This window comes from Nocardia sp. NPDC004582 (assembly GCF_053602115.1).
Genome location: NZ_JBSGCY010000165.1, coordinates 1 through 13317, shown reverse-complemented (window position 1 = coordinate 13317; position 13317 = coordinate 1). Strand labels below are relative to the sequence as shown.

Below are 13317 nucleotides of genomic sequence, written 5' to 3'. Positions count from 1 at the left end.
GGTGCAGGTTGATGGTCGGGCCCAGCACCGCGTACACATCCTTGCGGCGGGCCTCGGCGGCGATGAGCGCGCCGATATCGGTGAGCAGGTCGCGGCGTTCAGGCGGGCGCGGGCCTCGGCATCGGTGACGAATCCGTCCGGTCCGACGGCGCTCTGCAGCACCGTGATCCGGCCGCAGGCCGCTTCGACCAGGTCGGCCCCGACATAGCCGAGCACCGTGCGCAGGGTCGCCACCGCCGCCTCGCCGCGGCCCTCGTAGGCGACGTTCACGTAGGCGACCGGCTTGTCGCTGAGATCGGCGTTGCCGACCGTCCACTCCAGCAGGTTCTTGAGGCTGCCGGGGATCATGCCCGCGTATTCGGGGGTGCAGAACAGCACCGCGTCGACCGCGGCGAGCTGCCGGTGCAGGGCCTCGACCACGGGCGGCTCGGGATCGGCGCCCGGCACGAAGGCGGGCAGGTCGAGCAGGCCCTCGTACCGGACGGCCACGAAGTCCGATCCGGCGCCGGCGGCGATGGTGCGCAGCGCGGCGGTATTGGTCGAGGCCTCACGGGTGCTGCCGGAGACCAGCAGGATGCGCGGAATGGTCACAGCTTCGGCAACCCGCGGCGGGGCGGGAGTATTTCGGGTGATCTGGTCAGCTGTCTCGTATGCGCCGTCCCACCGACTGGGAGTTGTTGTGACAAGAGGTGTCGTTATCTCGCATAGTGGGTATGGTTTCGATCAGCCGGACTGTCCGGGACAGCTGATGCCCCTCGGATCCGGTTGCGCGACAACTGCATAACGAGAGTTAGTGCGAGAAGGGCAGGCAACGATGACTGCGAACACCAACCGCTTCGATGAGGCGGCGGTCGGTGCGTTCGGACCCGGCAGACTGCTGGCCGCCGAACCGATGACGGCGCGCCTGCTGCCCGGAATCGGACTGCCCGCGCGCGCCTGGCGCATCAGCTACACCTCGACCACCGCTACCGGAGCCCCGACGCAGGTCAGCGGCACCGTTCTGGTTCCGAACACGCCGTGGCGCGGTCCCGGCCCCCGCCCGCTCGTCGGCTACGCGGTCGGCACCCAGGGCCTGGCGAGCACCGTGGCCGCCGCCTCCTGGCAGCTGCGCTTCGGCCTCGAATACGAGTCGGTCTTCCTGCGCGTCGCCCTGAATCGCGGCTGGGCCCTGGCCGTCACCGACTATCCCGGGCTCGGCAATCCCGGCCTGCACCCGTACGTCATGGGCCGCGCCCTCGGCCCCGCCGTGCTGGACAGCGTGCGCGCCGCGCGGCACGTGACCGGAGCGGACCTGGATCCCGACGGTCCGGTCGGTATCTACGGCTACTCCGAGGGCGGCAACGCGGCGGGCTGGGCCCTGCAGCTGGCGCCCACCTACGCCCCCGAGCTGCGGATCGCGGGCGGCGCGGTCGGCTCGGCCCCCGCCGACATGCTCGACATGGTGAAGTTCCTCGACGGCACCCCCGCCGCGTTCCTGCTCTTCTACGGGGTCCTCGGCATCGAGGCCGCCTACCCGGAACTGAACGTGCTGCGGCACCTCAATACCCAGGGCCGCGCGCTGGCCGCGCTGTTCCGCCGTACCCACATCGCCGCCGCCGGTCTGCTCGGCGTCGGCGCGGGCCTGCTGGTCCCGACCCGCGTCTCGACCTACTGCCACCGGCTGCCGTTCGAGGTGCCCGAGGTGAAGGCCCGGCTGCTGGAGAACCGTCTCGGCGGCATCGCCCCCACTGCCCCGGTGCTGGTCGCGGGCGGCACCGCCGAGCAGGTCATCCCGTATCCGCAGGCCGTGCGGCTGGCCGAGGACTGGACGGCGCTCGGCGCGGGCGTCACCATGCGAACCCTGAAGGGCCGTGAGCACATCGGCGGCGCGATGGCCTTCGCCGGACCGGCCATGCGCTTCCTGTCCGAGCGGCTCGCCGAAGACGCCGCAGCCCCCGCTCTGCAACGCGGCGCGTAATCCTCGACATGCGAAGGGACGGGATCCGGATCGGATCCCGTCCCTCCGTCACAATCGGCCTCAGCCGGCGACGCCCCAGTGCAGGACGCGCGAGGTGAACAACACCAGCCCGAGCGACACCACCGCCACCGTGACCAGTCCGACCACCGCGACCACCAGCGGTCGCCAACCGGTGCGGGCGAGCTCACGAATATTGGTGTTCAGCCCGACCCCCGCGAAGGTCAACAGGAACGCCCACCGGGACACGTTGGCCAGGTTGGTCGTCTGCTGCTTGGACAGCCAGTGGAAGGTGGCCACCGCCGACACCGCCAGGAAGCCCAGCACGAACTTGGGGAACTTGGACCACACGAACGCCGCCTTGGCGCGCAGGCCGGGCGCGATCGCGTCGGCCTCGCCGCGCGAGGCCCAGTACGCCGCGAACCCCAGCACCACGAACCCGATCAACGCGTTGCGCGTGGACTTCACCAGCACCGCCACCTTGCCCGCCTCGTCGGAGAACAGGTACCCGGTGGCCGTGGTCTCGGCCGTATTGTCCACGGCCAGACCGGCCCACAGCCCGAACTCGTGATCGCTCAGTCCGATCGCGTGACCCAGCGGCGGCAGCGCGAACAGCGCGACCGCACCGAGCGCCAGAATCGCCGCGATGGCGTAGCTGACATCGGAGTTGCGCGCCCGGATCGCCCCCTTGCCCGCGATGATGGCCGACACCCCGCAGATGGAGGTGCCGATGGCCAGCAGCGACCCGAGCTTGCCGGACAGCCCGAGCCAGCGCGCCACCGCGAGGATGATCGCCCCCGACACCGTCATGTCCACCAGGATCTGCAGGAAGCTGGTGCCGCCCAGCTTCGCGACATCGCCCAGCACGAACCGCGATCCCAGCGCCACGATGCCGATCTTGAGCCAGAACTCGTAGGTGCCGACACCGGGGCGGAAGATCGGGTGCAGCCCGACGGTATTGGTGATGACCAGGCCGATCACGATGGCCCACAGCACGTATTCGATATCGGGGACGGTCCAGTGCTGATGCTTGGCCGTGGTGTTCCACCAGATCTGCGCGTACTTGCCGAGCACTCCGACGGCGATCAACAGCAGTACGCCGGGAATGTAGGAGAGCAGCCGCCCGACGGTGAGCGGCCCGGACGGCTGCTCGAATTCGGCGGCGGCGGACCCGGTTTCGAGGTTCTTTCCGGTGTCGAGAGTGGTGTCGCTCATGCCGTCACCACGGAATCTTCGGCAGGGCGCCGAGCACGGCGAGCACGACCACCACGCCCGAAACGATCACGGACCACCAATCGGCCCCCAATCGCCCGAGGGCGTCGAGCCGCGACGAGCGCGCGGCGGGCGGCGGGGGAGTGGGACTGTTCACCAGGAACCTCCAGGTCATAACGCATACAGCGTCATGGACTATGAGCCCGCCGGAGCTTTTCGGACACCCTTGCGCTCGCCCTGATTCCAGCCCGCTGGCCGAAAGTGTGGATTTTGTGGCCGCCGGTCTGTCATGTTGTCATAACCGCAGGTCGTAGCGTCGAGCCATGCGATTCGACTACGACGTCATCGTGATCGGCTCCGGGTTCGGCGGCAGTGTGAGCGCGCTGCGATTGACCGAGAAGGGCTACCGCGTCGGCGTACTGGAGGCCGGGCGGCGGTTCGCCGACGACGAGTTCGCGCGGACCTCGTGGCGGGTGCGGCGCTATCTGTGGGCTCCGGTGCTGGGCTGCTTCGGGATTCAGCGGCTGACGCTGTTGAAGGACACCTTCATCATGGCGGGCGCGGGGGTCGGGGGTGGGTCGCTGGTCTACGCCAACACCCTCTACGAGCCGCCGGACAAGTTCTACGCCGACCGCCAGTGGGGTCATATCACCGACTGGAAGGCCGAACTCGCTCCGCACTACGACCAGGCCAAGCGGATGCTGGGCGTCACCGAGAATCCGGCGACCACCCCGGCCGATCGGGTATTGCGAGAAGTGGCCGAGGAGATGGGCATCGCGGACACCTATCGGCGCACACCGGTCGGCGTCTTCTTCGGCGGTCCGGGCCGCCGTCCCGGTGAGGATGTGCCCGACCCGTTCTTCGGCGGCGTGGGACCGGATCGCCGCACCTGCACCCATTGCGGCGAATGCATGACCGGCTGCCGCCACAACGCCAAGAACACCCTGGTCAAGAACTACCTGTACCTGGCCGAAAAGGCCGGGGCCACAGTGCGTCCGCTGACCACGGTGACCGATGTGCGGCCGCTGTCCGGAGGGGGCTACGCGGTGACGACCACCCGGACCGGCCGCTGGGTCCGCGGGCAGCGACACGAGTTCACCGCCGAACAGGTGATCTTCGCGGCCGCCGCGCTCGGCACCCAGAAGCTGCTGCACCGGCTGCGCGACCGCGGCTCCCTCCCGCACGTCTCGGAGCGCCTCGGCGAGCTCTCGCGCACCAATTCCGAAGAGCTGCTGGCGGTTCGGAGTCGCGAGCGCGATACCGACTTCACCAAGGGCGTGGCCATCACCTCGTCCATCCACCCGGACCCCGACACCCATATCGAGCCGGTCCGCTACGGCAAGGGCAGTAATGCCATGTCGCCCATGACGACCGCCATGGTGAGCGGCGACGGCCCGCGCTGGCGGGGCTGGCTGCGCGAGCTCGGCCGCAACCGCCGCGATCTGGTGCGCATCCACAACCCGCGCCGCTGGTCGGAGCAGACGATGGGCCTGCTGGTCATGCAGTCGGTGGACAACTCCATCACCACCTACACCAAACGCGGTCTGTTCGGTCGCGTCATGACCACCAAACAGGGTGTGGGGCAACCGAATCCGGACTGGATCCCGTCCGGTCACGAGGTGGCCCGGCGCATCGCCGGCAAGATCGACGGCGTCCCCACCGCCGCCACCAGCAGCAGCATCTTCAATATCCCGATGACCGGCCACTTCATCGGCGGCTGCGTGATCGGCGATACCCCGGCCACCGGCGTCGTGGACCCCTACCACCGCCTGTTCGGGCACCCGGGCCTGCACGTCGTCGACGGTTCCACCATCTCCGCCAACCTCGGCGTCAACCCGTCGCTGACCATCACCGCCCAGGCCGAACGCGCGATCTCGTTGTGGCCCAACAAGGGTGAGCCCGATACCCGCCCGGAGCCGGGTGCGCCCTATCGGCGGATCGCCCCGATCGCGCCCGGCAGCCCGGTGGTCCCGCCTTCGGCTCCGGCCGCCCTGCGACTGCCGATCGTGGAGATCAAGACTCCCCGCGCCGACGTGCCCGGGGCATAGCCTCCGGGAAGCGAGAGTTCCGGAGCACACGCAGGGCGGGCGCGAAACATGCTCCCGCCCTGCGTATTCGATCAGAGCGCCAGCAGGCGCGCCTTGGCCTCGTCGTATTCGCGGATCAGCCGCTCGACCAGGTCGGCGGCCGGGACGACCGCGTCGACCGCGCCGATGCCCTGGCCCGAGCCCCAGATGTCCTTCCACGGCTTGGCCCCGGGCGTGGCCGCATCCGATTCGCCGGTGCCGAAGTCCATGGCCGACGGGTCGGACTGGCCCAGGTTGTCGGGGTCCATGCCCGCGGCGGTGATGCTGCCGCGCAGGTAGTTGCCGTGCACGCCGGTGAACAGGTTGGAGTAGACGATGTCGCCGGCGGCGGAGTCGACGATCATCTGCTTGTAGCCGGGGACGGCATTGGCCTCGTCGGTGGCGATGAAGGCCGAGCCGATGTAGGCCAGGTCCGCGCCCGCGGCCTGCGCGGCCAGGATGGACCGGCCGTGCGCGATGGAGCCCGACAGCAGCAGCGGCCCGTCGAACCAGTCGCGGATCTCCTGGACCAGCGCGAACGGCGACTGCGGCCCGGCGTGCCCGCCCGCGCCCGCCGCCACCGCGATCAGGCCGTCCGCCCCGCGCTCGACGGCCTTGTGCGCGAACACATTGTTGATGATGTCGTGCAGCACGATGCCGCCGTAGGAGTGCACGGCCTCGTTCACGTCCGGCCGCGCGCCCAGCGAGGTGATCACGATCGGCACCCGGTGCTCGACCACCGTGGCCAGGTCCTCGTCCAGCCGGTCATTGCTCTTGTGCACGATCAGGTTCACCGCGTAGGGCGCGGACGGCCGGTCCGGATTGTCGGCGTCGTGCTTGGCGAGTTCCTCGTTGATCCGCACCAGCCACTCCTTGAAGAGCGACTGCGGACGCGCGTTCAGCGAGGGGAACGAACCCACGATGCCCGCCTTGGACTGGGCGATCACCAGTTCGGGCCCGGACACGATGAACATCGGAGAGGCGACCGCGGGCAGACGCAGACGCTCGGACAGGATGGGCGGCAGGCTCATGGATGAACAACTCTCGTAGCTCTCAGGGGCTTCGCCTGAAACCCCTTGTCAACCCCGCGTATGTTACTAGGCGGTAGGAAAATTCAGGCGGCGCGGGTTGGGGTCAACCGATCATGGCGGGCGTAGCTGTGGTCGGGCCGGTTCGCGCGCACGATCCGGGCGTGCATGCGCTCGGTGACGCGGCGGCCCGCGGTCTCGCTGAACCGGGTGGCGCCCGGGATGATCCGGCGCGGCACCTCCAGCGCGCCATTGATCGCCGCCGTGGCGAGAACGGCCGCCATGAAGAACCGGTTGCGCGGCATCTCCAGGAAGTCGGCATTGGTGCGGCCCACCATGATTCGGCCATAGGACGCGGCGTAGAGGGTGTAGGCCCGGCTGAACAGCCGTGAGCGCAGGTCGCGGCCGTCGAAACCGTAGATGCTGCCGAGTGCCGAGATGAGCGCCTGGGACAGCGCCCGCGAATCCGCGTCGGGCAGGAATTCGTAATCGGCCTGCAGCCACAGCAGCCGCCAGGTGTCGGTCTCGTCGGCGGGCACGATCTCCGGGTCCAATCCGATGACATGACCGACGTAGCGCCACAGGTGGTACACGGCCGCTTTCTCCTTGCGGGAGAAGGTGAGTCCGACCGTATTGCAGCCCGCGATGGTGGCCAGCGAGAACAGCATGAGGGTGCCCGCGGTCAGCGATTGGTTCACCGGCTCGTCCCACTGCTCGTAGTCCCAGTCGGGCCGCTGCTTCATCCCGGCGCGGACCTGCGCGTGCATGATGCGCACCCGCACGGTGTTCGTGAACCCGGGCGCGAAGCGCTCGAGTCCGCCGCGCGCGGTGGCGTCCATCCACCAGCCCACGGTCTCGGCGACCCGGCGCGGGGCCATGTTCCGGGCGGACAGGCCGCCGGTGCCGATCAGCACCTTTCCGGCCCGCGAGGCCAGATAGCCGCCATTGAGCGCGAACATGGACAGGGCCAGATTGGTCGCCCACGGCCCGACCCGGCCGCTGACCCGGGCGGCGAGGTCCAGCTTGTCCTGGTCGAGCCAGAACGGCAGTGAATCGAGTTGCGCGAAAAGGGCTTTCAGCTCGGCGGGCGCGTCGGGCACCTGATCGATGCCGCGTTCCAGGGCCGTCTCGAACAGCGCCCGGCCCTGTCCGGTGGGCAGTCGCTTGAACATCGCGACCACGTCGTCGGCCAGTGGATCGCCCATGGCGGTGAATCTGCGGTAGGCCGCCTGCTGTTCGGGGGTGGGGCGGATATCGCCGGGGGCGAGGACCTTGACCCCGACATTGAAGGGGAACTCCCGGAAGATCACCGGATCGGGCAACTCGGAACGCGTCATTGCGTGCCTCCTGGGTGCGCTCAGGTTCTGGTGAAGGATGTCACCAAACATTTGGTGATAGTCTTCACCAAACCTCGGGGCAGGGCAAGAGAGCAGGGTGGAACCGTGGAAACACCTCGTGGGCGCTACGCCGGGCTCAGCGCGGACGAACGCCGGAACCAGCGACGCGAACGCCTGCGCGAGGCCGCCCTCGAGGCCATCGCCGAGGAGGGCATCGCGGGTCTGAAGGTGCGCGCCCTCTGTGCCCGCGCCGGGCTGAACGACCGCTACTTCTACGAGACCTACGGCCACACCGACCGGCTGCTGTACGAACTGGCCGACGAGCAGCTCGCCGAGGTCGTCGGTGCGGTCATGACCGCCATCACCACGGCCCCGGCCGACACCCGCATTCGATTGCGCGCGGTCGTCGAGGCCGGGATCACCGCCATCGCCGACCATCCGGCCCGGCGGCGGCTCACCATCGACATGCAGCTCACCGACGAATTGCGGCACCGCAGAACCGAACTCGTGGGCGTCGTCGCGAATGTCATGCTCGACCAGGGCCGTGAACTGCTCGGCGCGGAGGCCGTCACGGGCATGTACGCCGAGCTCTCGGCCCGTACCGTCGCGCACGGCGGCCTGGAGATCCTCACCGAATGGCTGCGCGGCGAACTGGATATCGACCGCGCCCAGCTCGTCGACTTCCTGGTGGCCATGATCCTCACCGCCGCGCAGATCACCACCACCGTGCAACGCGAAATGGCCACCGGCTGAAGACGTTCAGCGCGATCGGTGCGTGCTCTCGCGATCGTCGGAGGTCTGCACGAGCTTGTCGGACATGGCGCTGGCGATGAACTTGGGGATGGCGGGGGCGAAGATCTGCAGGTAGTAGTCCATCCATTCGTGGCGCGAGTTGAGGAACGGGAAATCGGTGGGGGCCATGTAGCGGATGGCCAGCATGGGCAGCGGCGCGTCGAGGGCGGCGAAGGACGGGTTGTGCAGGCCCGGGACGCTGCAGCCCGGGTAGAACTGTCCGAGCATCAGACCTTGCCGGACGAACTTGGTCTTCTGGTCGCGCTGCACCGATTCGATGTCGTCGTACTCGGTCAGGTCGGGGAAGACCGCGAGGACGGCCTTGAGCCGGGAGTCGGGTTCGTTCGGGGGCGGCAGGGCGGGGAACAGGTCGTACAGGTCGGCGACGATCTCGGCGATGCGCGCGCGGTCGATCTCACGACCGGTGATGAACGCGGCCCACAGGGATCGGATCGTGATGGCGTGGCTGGTGTAGGGACAGACCGCCCCGGGCCGGCCGAGGTCGGGGTGGGATCGGCACAGGTATTCGACCATCCACCGGCGCAATTCGGCCGCACGCGGGTAGGCGCCGTTGCCGGCCGCGATATCGGGGTCGAAGAGGTTGACTGGCTCGACGCCGGAACGTGTTCCGACGAATCGGTCGGTGTTCATGATCGGCTCGTCCTTGCTGGTGTTTGTGACTCTGTGGGGACAGTGCGGATGGACCGGAAATGCTCGGTGAGCACGAAGCCGATGGCGCGGAGCGCATCTCGATCGGTCATCCGTTCGTGCCGGACGGGAATCCGGTGCTCGGTGACGCGCCCGGTGACATGGTTTCTCCAGGCGCGAGCGGGCGAGGATCCGTCGACGGGGTCGTCGGCGGCGCTGAAGTAGATCAGATCGCCGTCGAACGAGCCCGGCCGATGCTCCCGGGTGAGGTCGATCAGCCGGGTGTAGTCGTCCTGCAGGCGCACGACATGCTCGGCGGTCACCGCGGTGAAGAGCCCGCCCTGCCGGTGCAGCAACTCGGCCGCGGCCTCGACGGTCAGCTCGGTGGAGCCGTCCGGAACCGCGATACCGCCGAACTCGGTGAGCATGGTCGCCACCGACGGGGTCGGCGCCCGCGCGCTGTCGGCCGCGACGACCCGGGTGTCCATCATGGCCAGGGTGGCCACGGCGTCGCCGTCGCGGCGGAGCTGGACGGCCATCTCGTGTGCGATGGTGCCGCCGAGCGAATAGCCGAGCAGATGATAGGGACCGTGCGGTTGGACGGCCCGCATCTCCCGCACGTAGCGGGCCGCCAGCTGGTCGAGGGTGTCGAACCGCACGGCCGGGTCGGACAGCGCGGGGGATTGCAGTCCCCGGACCGGACGGTCGGGATCGAGGTACTGCACCAATCCGCTGAAACCCCAAGCCAATCCGATGGCCGGGTGGACGCAGAACAGCGGCGGTTCGACTCCCTCCGCCCGCAGCGGCAGCACGACGGCGAGCGCCTCGGCGAGATCCCCGGTGCCGGACTCCGGTTCCCCGAGGCCGTCGCGGCGGCCCTCGATGCGGCGGGCCAGCATGCGCGGCGTCGGATCGGTGAACAGCCACTGCAAGGGCGCGGTGATCCCGGTGGACTCCGCGAGCAGCGCCACGAGCCGGGTCGCGGCCAGCGAGTTGCCGCCGAGCGCGAAGAAGCCGTCGTCGACGCCGATCCGTTCGATGTCCAGCGTCTCGGCGAAGGCCGCGCAGACGGCCGCCTCGAGCGGGGTGGCGGGTGCTCGGAACGGGGACCGGCGCAGGTCGGGCACCGGCAGGGCCCGGTAGTCGAGTTTGCCGGTGGTCGTGAGCGGTATGCGGTCGAGGGTGACGATGCTGGTGGGGATCATGTGGGTGGGCAAACGGGTCGCGAGATACCCGGGCAGCGCCGCGATGTCCGGCGTGGTGTGCGGCGCGAGCACCACATAGCCGGTGAGCTGGTCGCCGCCGCCCGGCCGGCGGTGGACCGCGACGGCGGCCCGGGAGACGTCGGGGTGAGCGCGCAACGCGGCCTCGATATCGCCCGGTTCGATGCGATGGCCGTTGACCTTGATCTGCAGATCGCTGCGGCCGATGTACCGCAGTCCCCGGTCGCCGTTCCAGGCGACCAGATCGCCGGTGCGATACATGCGTGTTCCGGGCGGCCCCCACGGGTCGGGGAGGAATCGTTCGGCCGTGAGCGCCGGTTGCCGGTGATAGCCGCGAGCGACGCCCGGCCCGGACAGATACAGTTCGCCGGGCACTCCGGGCGGAACCGGGCACAGCCGGCGATCCAGGACCACGGCGGAGAACCCGCGGGTCGGGCCGCCGATCGACAGCGGACTGTCCGTCGTCGCGGTCAGGGCGGGGTCGCTACAGCTCAGGACGGTGGTCTCGGTGGCCCCGTACGTATTGATCAGCGTGTGGCCCGGCACCCATCGATTCGCCAGATCCGGCGGGCAGATCTCGCCGCCGAGGATCAGGGTTCGCAGCGTGCCGAGCTCGCCCGGCGGCAGGGATCCGAGCACCGTCGGGGTGAACGCCGCGTGGGTGGCCTGTGCGGCGGTAATCCGTTCGGCCAGTTCGGAACCCGCGACGACGTGCTCGGGAGCGACCACCAGCGTGGCCCCGGCCGCGACGGCGCTGACCCATTCCAGGATCGACACGTCGAAGCTGGGTGAGGCCGCGGCCAGCATTCGCGACGATGCGGTGAGGCCGAACCGCTCCCGCGCCTCGGCGGCCAGATTCGTGATCCCGGTGTGGGTGACCACGACCCCTTTGGGGATCCCGGTGGAGCCCGAGGTGTAGATCAGGTACGCGGGATGCTCGGGCCGGAGCGTGGCCGTGCGCTCGCGATCGTCGATCGCGGTGGCCCGCGCGAAGGCCGCCTTCGTGGCGAATCCGGGACTGTCGAAGCAGAGCCAGCCGGTGGTGTCCGGCAGCCGGTCCCGATAGGACTCGGCGGTCAGCCCGACGATGGCGTCGGCGTCGGCGTCGGCGAGAATGTCGCTGATCCGGTCGAGGGGCTGGTCGGGGTCGATCTGAACGAACGCCGCGCCGGTCTTGACGACCGCCCAGAGGGCGATGATGGTGTCGAGGGAACGCGGCAGAGCCACGGCCACAAGCGATTCCGGTCCGGCCCCGGCGTCGATCAGGACCCGTGCCCACCGGTTCGAGGTCTCGTCGAGCTCGCGGTAGGACAGCCCTTCGCCGTCACAGACCACCGCGTCCGAGTGCGAGCTCGCCGCGGCGGCCAGCAGCTGCGGCAGCGTCGAGATCGCCGCGCTGGGCAGGCCGCGCACCGGGGCCAGGGCGGCCAGCTCGTCCGGCGACAGCAGCTGGACTCGCCGCAGCGGGAGGTCGATGTCGTCGGTGATGGCGTCCAGCACCCGGCGCACCCGGTCGGCGAGGGCGTCGATCTGGCGTGGCGTGAACGAATCGGGCTGATATTCGAAGGTCAACCGCAGCTGGGCGCCGAGGTGGACGATCAGGCCGAGCGGGTAGTGCGCGGCGTCTCGTCCCCGCACGTCGAGGACGTGCATCCCGGCGATATCGGTGTCTTCGGACAAGCCGGACGCGTCGACCGGATAGGACTCGAACACGGTGACGGTGTCGAACAGCGCGCCGGTGCCGGCCACCTGCTGGATCCGGGCGAGTCCGAGGTGGTCGTGGTCGAGCAGCGCGGCTTGTTCGGTCTGGAGGCGCCGGAGTAGCCGGGCGAGGGTTTCGCCGTAGTCGAGCCGGACCCGGACCGGCACGGTGTTGACGAACAGCCCGATCATCGATTCGATGCCGGCCAGCTGGGGCGGGCGTCCGGAGACGGTGGCGCCGAAGACGACGTCCTCGCGCGCGGTCGCGCTCGCGAGCACGATCGCCCAGGCCGCGCGAACGATGGTGTTGAGGGTGCTCTCCTGCCGGTGGGCCACGTCGACCAGGGCCGCGGTGCGTTCCTCGCTCAGCCGCACCTCGACCTCGCGCGCGGCGTCGGCGCCCGGGAGTCCGCCGTCCGCTCGCGCGAGCCGTGTCGGCTCGGTGACGCCCTCCAGCGCCTGGCTCCAAGCCGCTTCCGCCGCGACCAGATCCCGGGTTTCCAGCCACGCCAGGTAGTCGCGATAGGGACGCACCGAGGGCAGGGCCGCGGGGTCGCTGTCAGCGGCGTAGAGGATCAGCAGCTCCCGGATCAGCAGTGGGGTGGACCAGCCGTCGATCAGGATGTGGTGCATGCTCAGCAGTAGTGTGTACCGCTGTGGGGCGGTGCTGACCAGGGTCAGGCGCAGCAGCGGCGCCGCGGTCATGTCGAAGTGCCGGTCGGCGTCCATGAGCCGCTCGACCGCGGCCTCGGTGCCGGTGTGCTCGGTGTCGGCGTCTTCGGTGAGGTCGATCCGGTGGAACGGCACCTCGACTCGGCGCCGTACCAGCTGGACGGGTTCGCCCGCGCTGTCGCGCACGAACGCGGTCCGCAGGTTCGGATGCCGCCCGACGAGAGTCTGTGCGGCACGGCGCAATCGGTCCGCGTCGACCTGTCCGCCGAGGTCCATCCGGAGTTGCACGATGTAGTCGTCGCGGGCGCCGTCGGCGAGCTGCGCGTGGAACAACAGTCCCGCCTGCAGCGGCGTCAGCGGCCAGATGTCTTCCAGCTCGGGGTATTCGGCCTCGATCCGGTCGATCGCGGCCTGATCGAGGTCGACGAGTTCGAGGTCGGAGGGCGTCAGCCCGCCGGCGCCGGGCCGGGACGCGTGCTCGGCGAGTGCCGTCACCGCCTCGCTCCACAGTTCCGCGAGGCCGGTGACCTCGGCGGCGGTGATCAGCCCGGCCGGGTAGTCCCAGGCCGCGGTCAGGGCCGGTCCCTCCGCCGTGTCCGTGGTGGCGGCGTTGATGCCCAGCACGGCCGCCGCGGCGGCGTCGGGCAGATCCCCACCGAGGTCTCCGACAGCCGAAACCTGGCC

The 13317-nt window shown here is 69.7% G+C and carries 10 protein-coding genes; 3 read left to right on the top strand and 7 right to left on the bottom strand.

Features of this window, described 5'->3' with window-relative positions:
- On the bottom strand, positions 1 to 591 hold a 591-nt coding region (locus tag ACWELJ_RS29940; RefSeq protein WP_452369464.1), incomplete at its 3' end, for an NADPH-dependent FMN reductase.
- 223 nt (positions 592 to 814) lie between these two features.
- Here ACWELJ_RS29940 and ACWELJ_RS29935 point away from each other — a divergent pair.
- Positions 815 to 1957, top strand: a complete 1143-nt coding sequence (locus ACWELJ_RS29935) for a lipase family protein (RefSeq protein ID WP_452369463.1) — start codon at positions 815 to 817, stop codon at positions 1955 to 1957.
- A gap of 60 nt (positions 1958 to 2017) precedes the next feature.
- On the opposite strand, the gene ACWELJ_RS29930 is transcribed toward ACWELJ_RS29935, so the two are convergent.
- Positions 2018 to 3169, bottom strand: a complete 1152-nt coding sequence (locus ACWELJ_RS29930; RefSeq protein WP_452369462.1) for a YeiH family protein — start codon at positions 3167 to 3169, stop codon at positions 2018 to 2020.
- A 4-nt stretch (positions 3170 to 3173) separates the two neighbouring features.
- Positions 3174 to 3341, bottom strand: coding sequence for a hypothetical protein (locus ACWELJ_RS29925; RefSeq protein ID WP_452369461.1), 168 nt, complete (start codon positions 3339 to 3341; stop codon positions 3174 to 3176).
- A gap of 148 nt (positions 3342 to 3489) precedes the next feature.
- On the opposite strand from ACWELJ_RS29925, the gene ACWELJ_RS29920 reads away from it, so the two are divergent.
- The gene (locus ACWELJ_RS29920) at positions 3490 to 5214 is read left to right on the top strand and encodes a GMC family oxidoreductase N-terminal domain-containing protein (protein ID WP_452369460.1); all 1725 of its coding nucleotides are present in this window, start codon (positions 3490 to 3492) and stop codon (positions 5212 to 5214) included.
- A gap of 71 nt (positions 5215 to 5285) precedes the next feature.
- On the opposite strand, the gene ACWELJ_RS29915 is transcribed toward ACWELJ_RS29920, so the two are convergent.
- Complete coding sequence (locus ACWELJ_RS29915; protein ID WP_452369459.1) at positions 5286 to 6263, bottom strand: NAD(P)H-dependent flavin oxidoreductase; 978 nt, start codon at positions 6261 to 6263, stop codon at positions 5286 to 5288.
- An 83-nt stretch (positions 6264 to 6346) separates the two neighbouring features.
- Positions 6347 to 7597, bottom strand: coding sequence for an oxygenase MpaB family protein (locus ACWELJ_RS29910; protein WP_452369458.1), 1251 nt, complete (start codon positions 7595 to 7597; stop codon positions 6347 to 6349).
- Between the two features lie 105 nt (positions 7598 to 7702).
- On the opposite strand from ACWELJ_RS29910, the gene ACWELJ_RS29905 reads away from it, so the two are divergent.
- Positions 7703 to 8350 carry a TetR/AcrR family transcriptional regulator gene (locus tag ACWELJ_RS29905; protein WP_452369457.1) on the top strand — a complete coding sequence of 216 codons (648 nt, stop codon included), beginning with the start codon at positions 7703 to 7705 and terminating at the stop codon, positions 8348 to 8350.
- A gap of 6 nt (positions 8351 to 8356) precedes the next feature.
- On the opposite strand, the gene ACWELJ_RS29900 is transcribed toward ACWELJ_RS29905, so the two are convergent.
- Both ACWELJ_RS29900 and ACWELJ_RS29895 read right to left on the bottom strand, forming a co-directional pair.
- Entirely contained in the window at positions 8357 to 9040 is a 684-nt protein-coding gene (locus tag ACWELJ_RS29900; protein WP_452369456.1) for a DUF6875 domain-containing protein, read from the bottom strand.
- A partial coding sequence (locus ACWELJ_RS29895) for an amino acid adenylation domain-containing protein (RefSeq protein WP_452369455.1) occupies positions 9037 to 13317 on the bottom strand: 4281 nt, incomplete at its 5' end. The genes ACWELJ_RS29900 and ACWELJ_RS29895, both read right to left, overlap by 4 nt.

Excerpts from the sequence above, each read along its gene's own strand:
- ACWELJ_RS29900 (WP_452369456.1), bottom strand. The coding sequence starts at position 9,040 with ATGAACACCGACCGATTCGTCGGAACACGTTCCGGCGTCGAGCCAGTC.
- ACWELJ_RS29935 (WP_452369463.1), top strand. The coding sequence starts at position 815 with ATGACTGCGAACACCAACCGCTTCGATGAGGCGGCGGTCGGTGCGTTC.
- ACWELJ_RS29930 (WP_452369462.1), bottom strand. The coding sequence starts at position 3,169 with ATGAGCGACACCACTCTCGACACCGGAAAGAACCTCGAAACCGGGTCC.
- ACWELJ_RS29920 (WP_452369460.1), top strand. The coding sequence starts at position 3,490 with ATGCGATTCGACTACGACGTCATCGTGATCGGCTCCGGGTTCGGCGGC.
- ACWELJ_RS29910 (WP_452369458.1), bottom strand. The coding sequence starts at position 7,597 with ATGACGCGTTCCGAGTTGCCCGATCCGGTGATCTTCCGGGAGTTCCCC.
- ACWELJ_RS29915 (WP_452369459.1), bottom strand. The coding sequence starts at position 6,263 with ATGAGCCTGCCGCCCATCCTGTCCGAGCGTCTGCGTCTGCCCGCGGTC.
- ACWELJ_RS29925 (WP_452369461.1), bottom strand. The coding sequence starts at position 3,341 with ATGACCTGGAGGTTCCTGGTGAACAGTCCCACTCCCCCGCCGCCCGCC.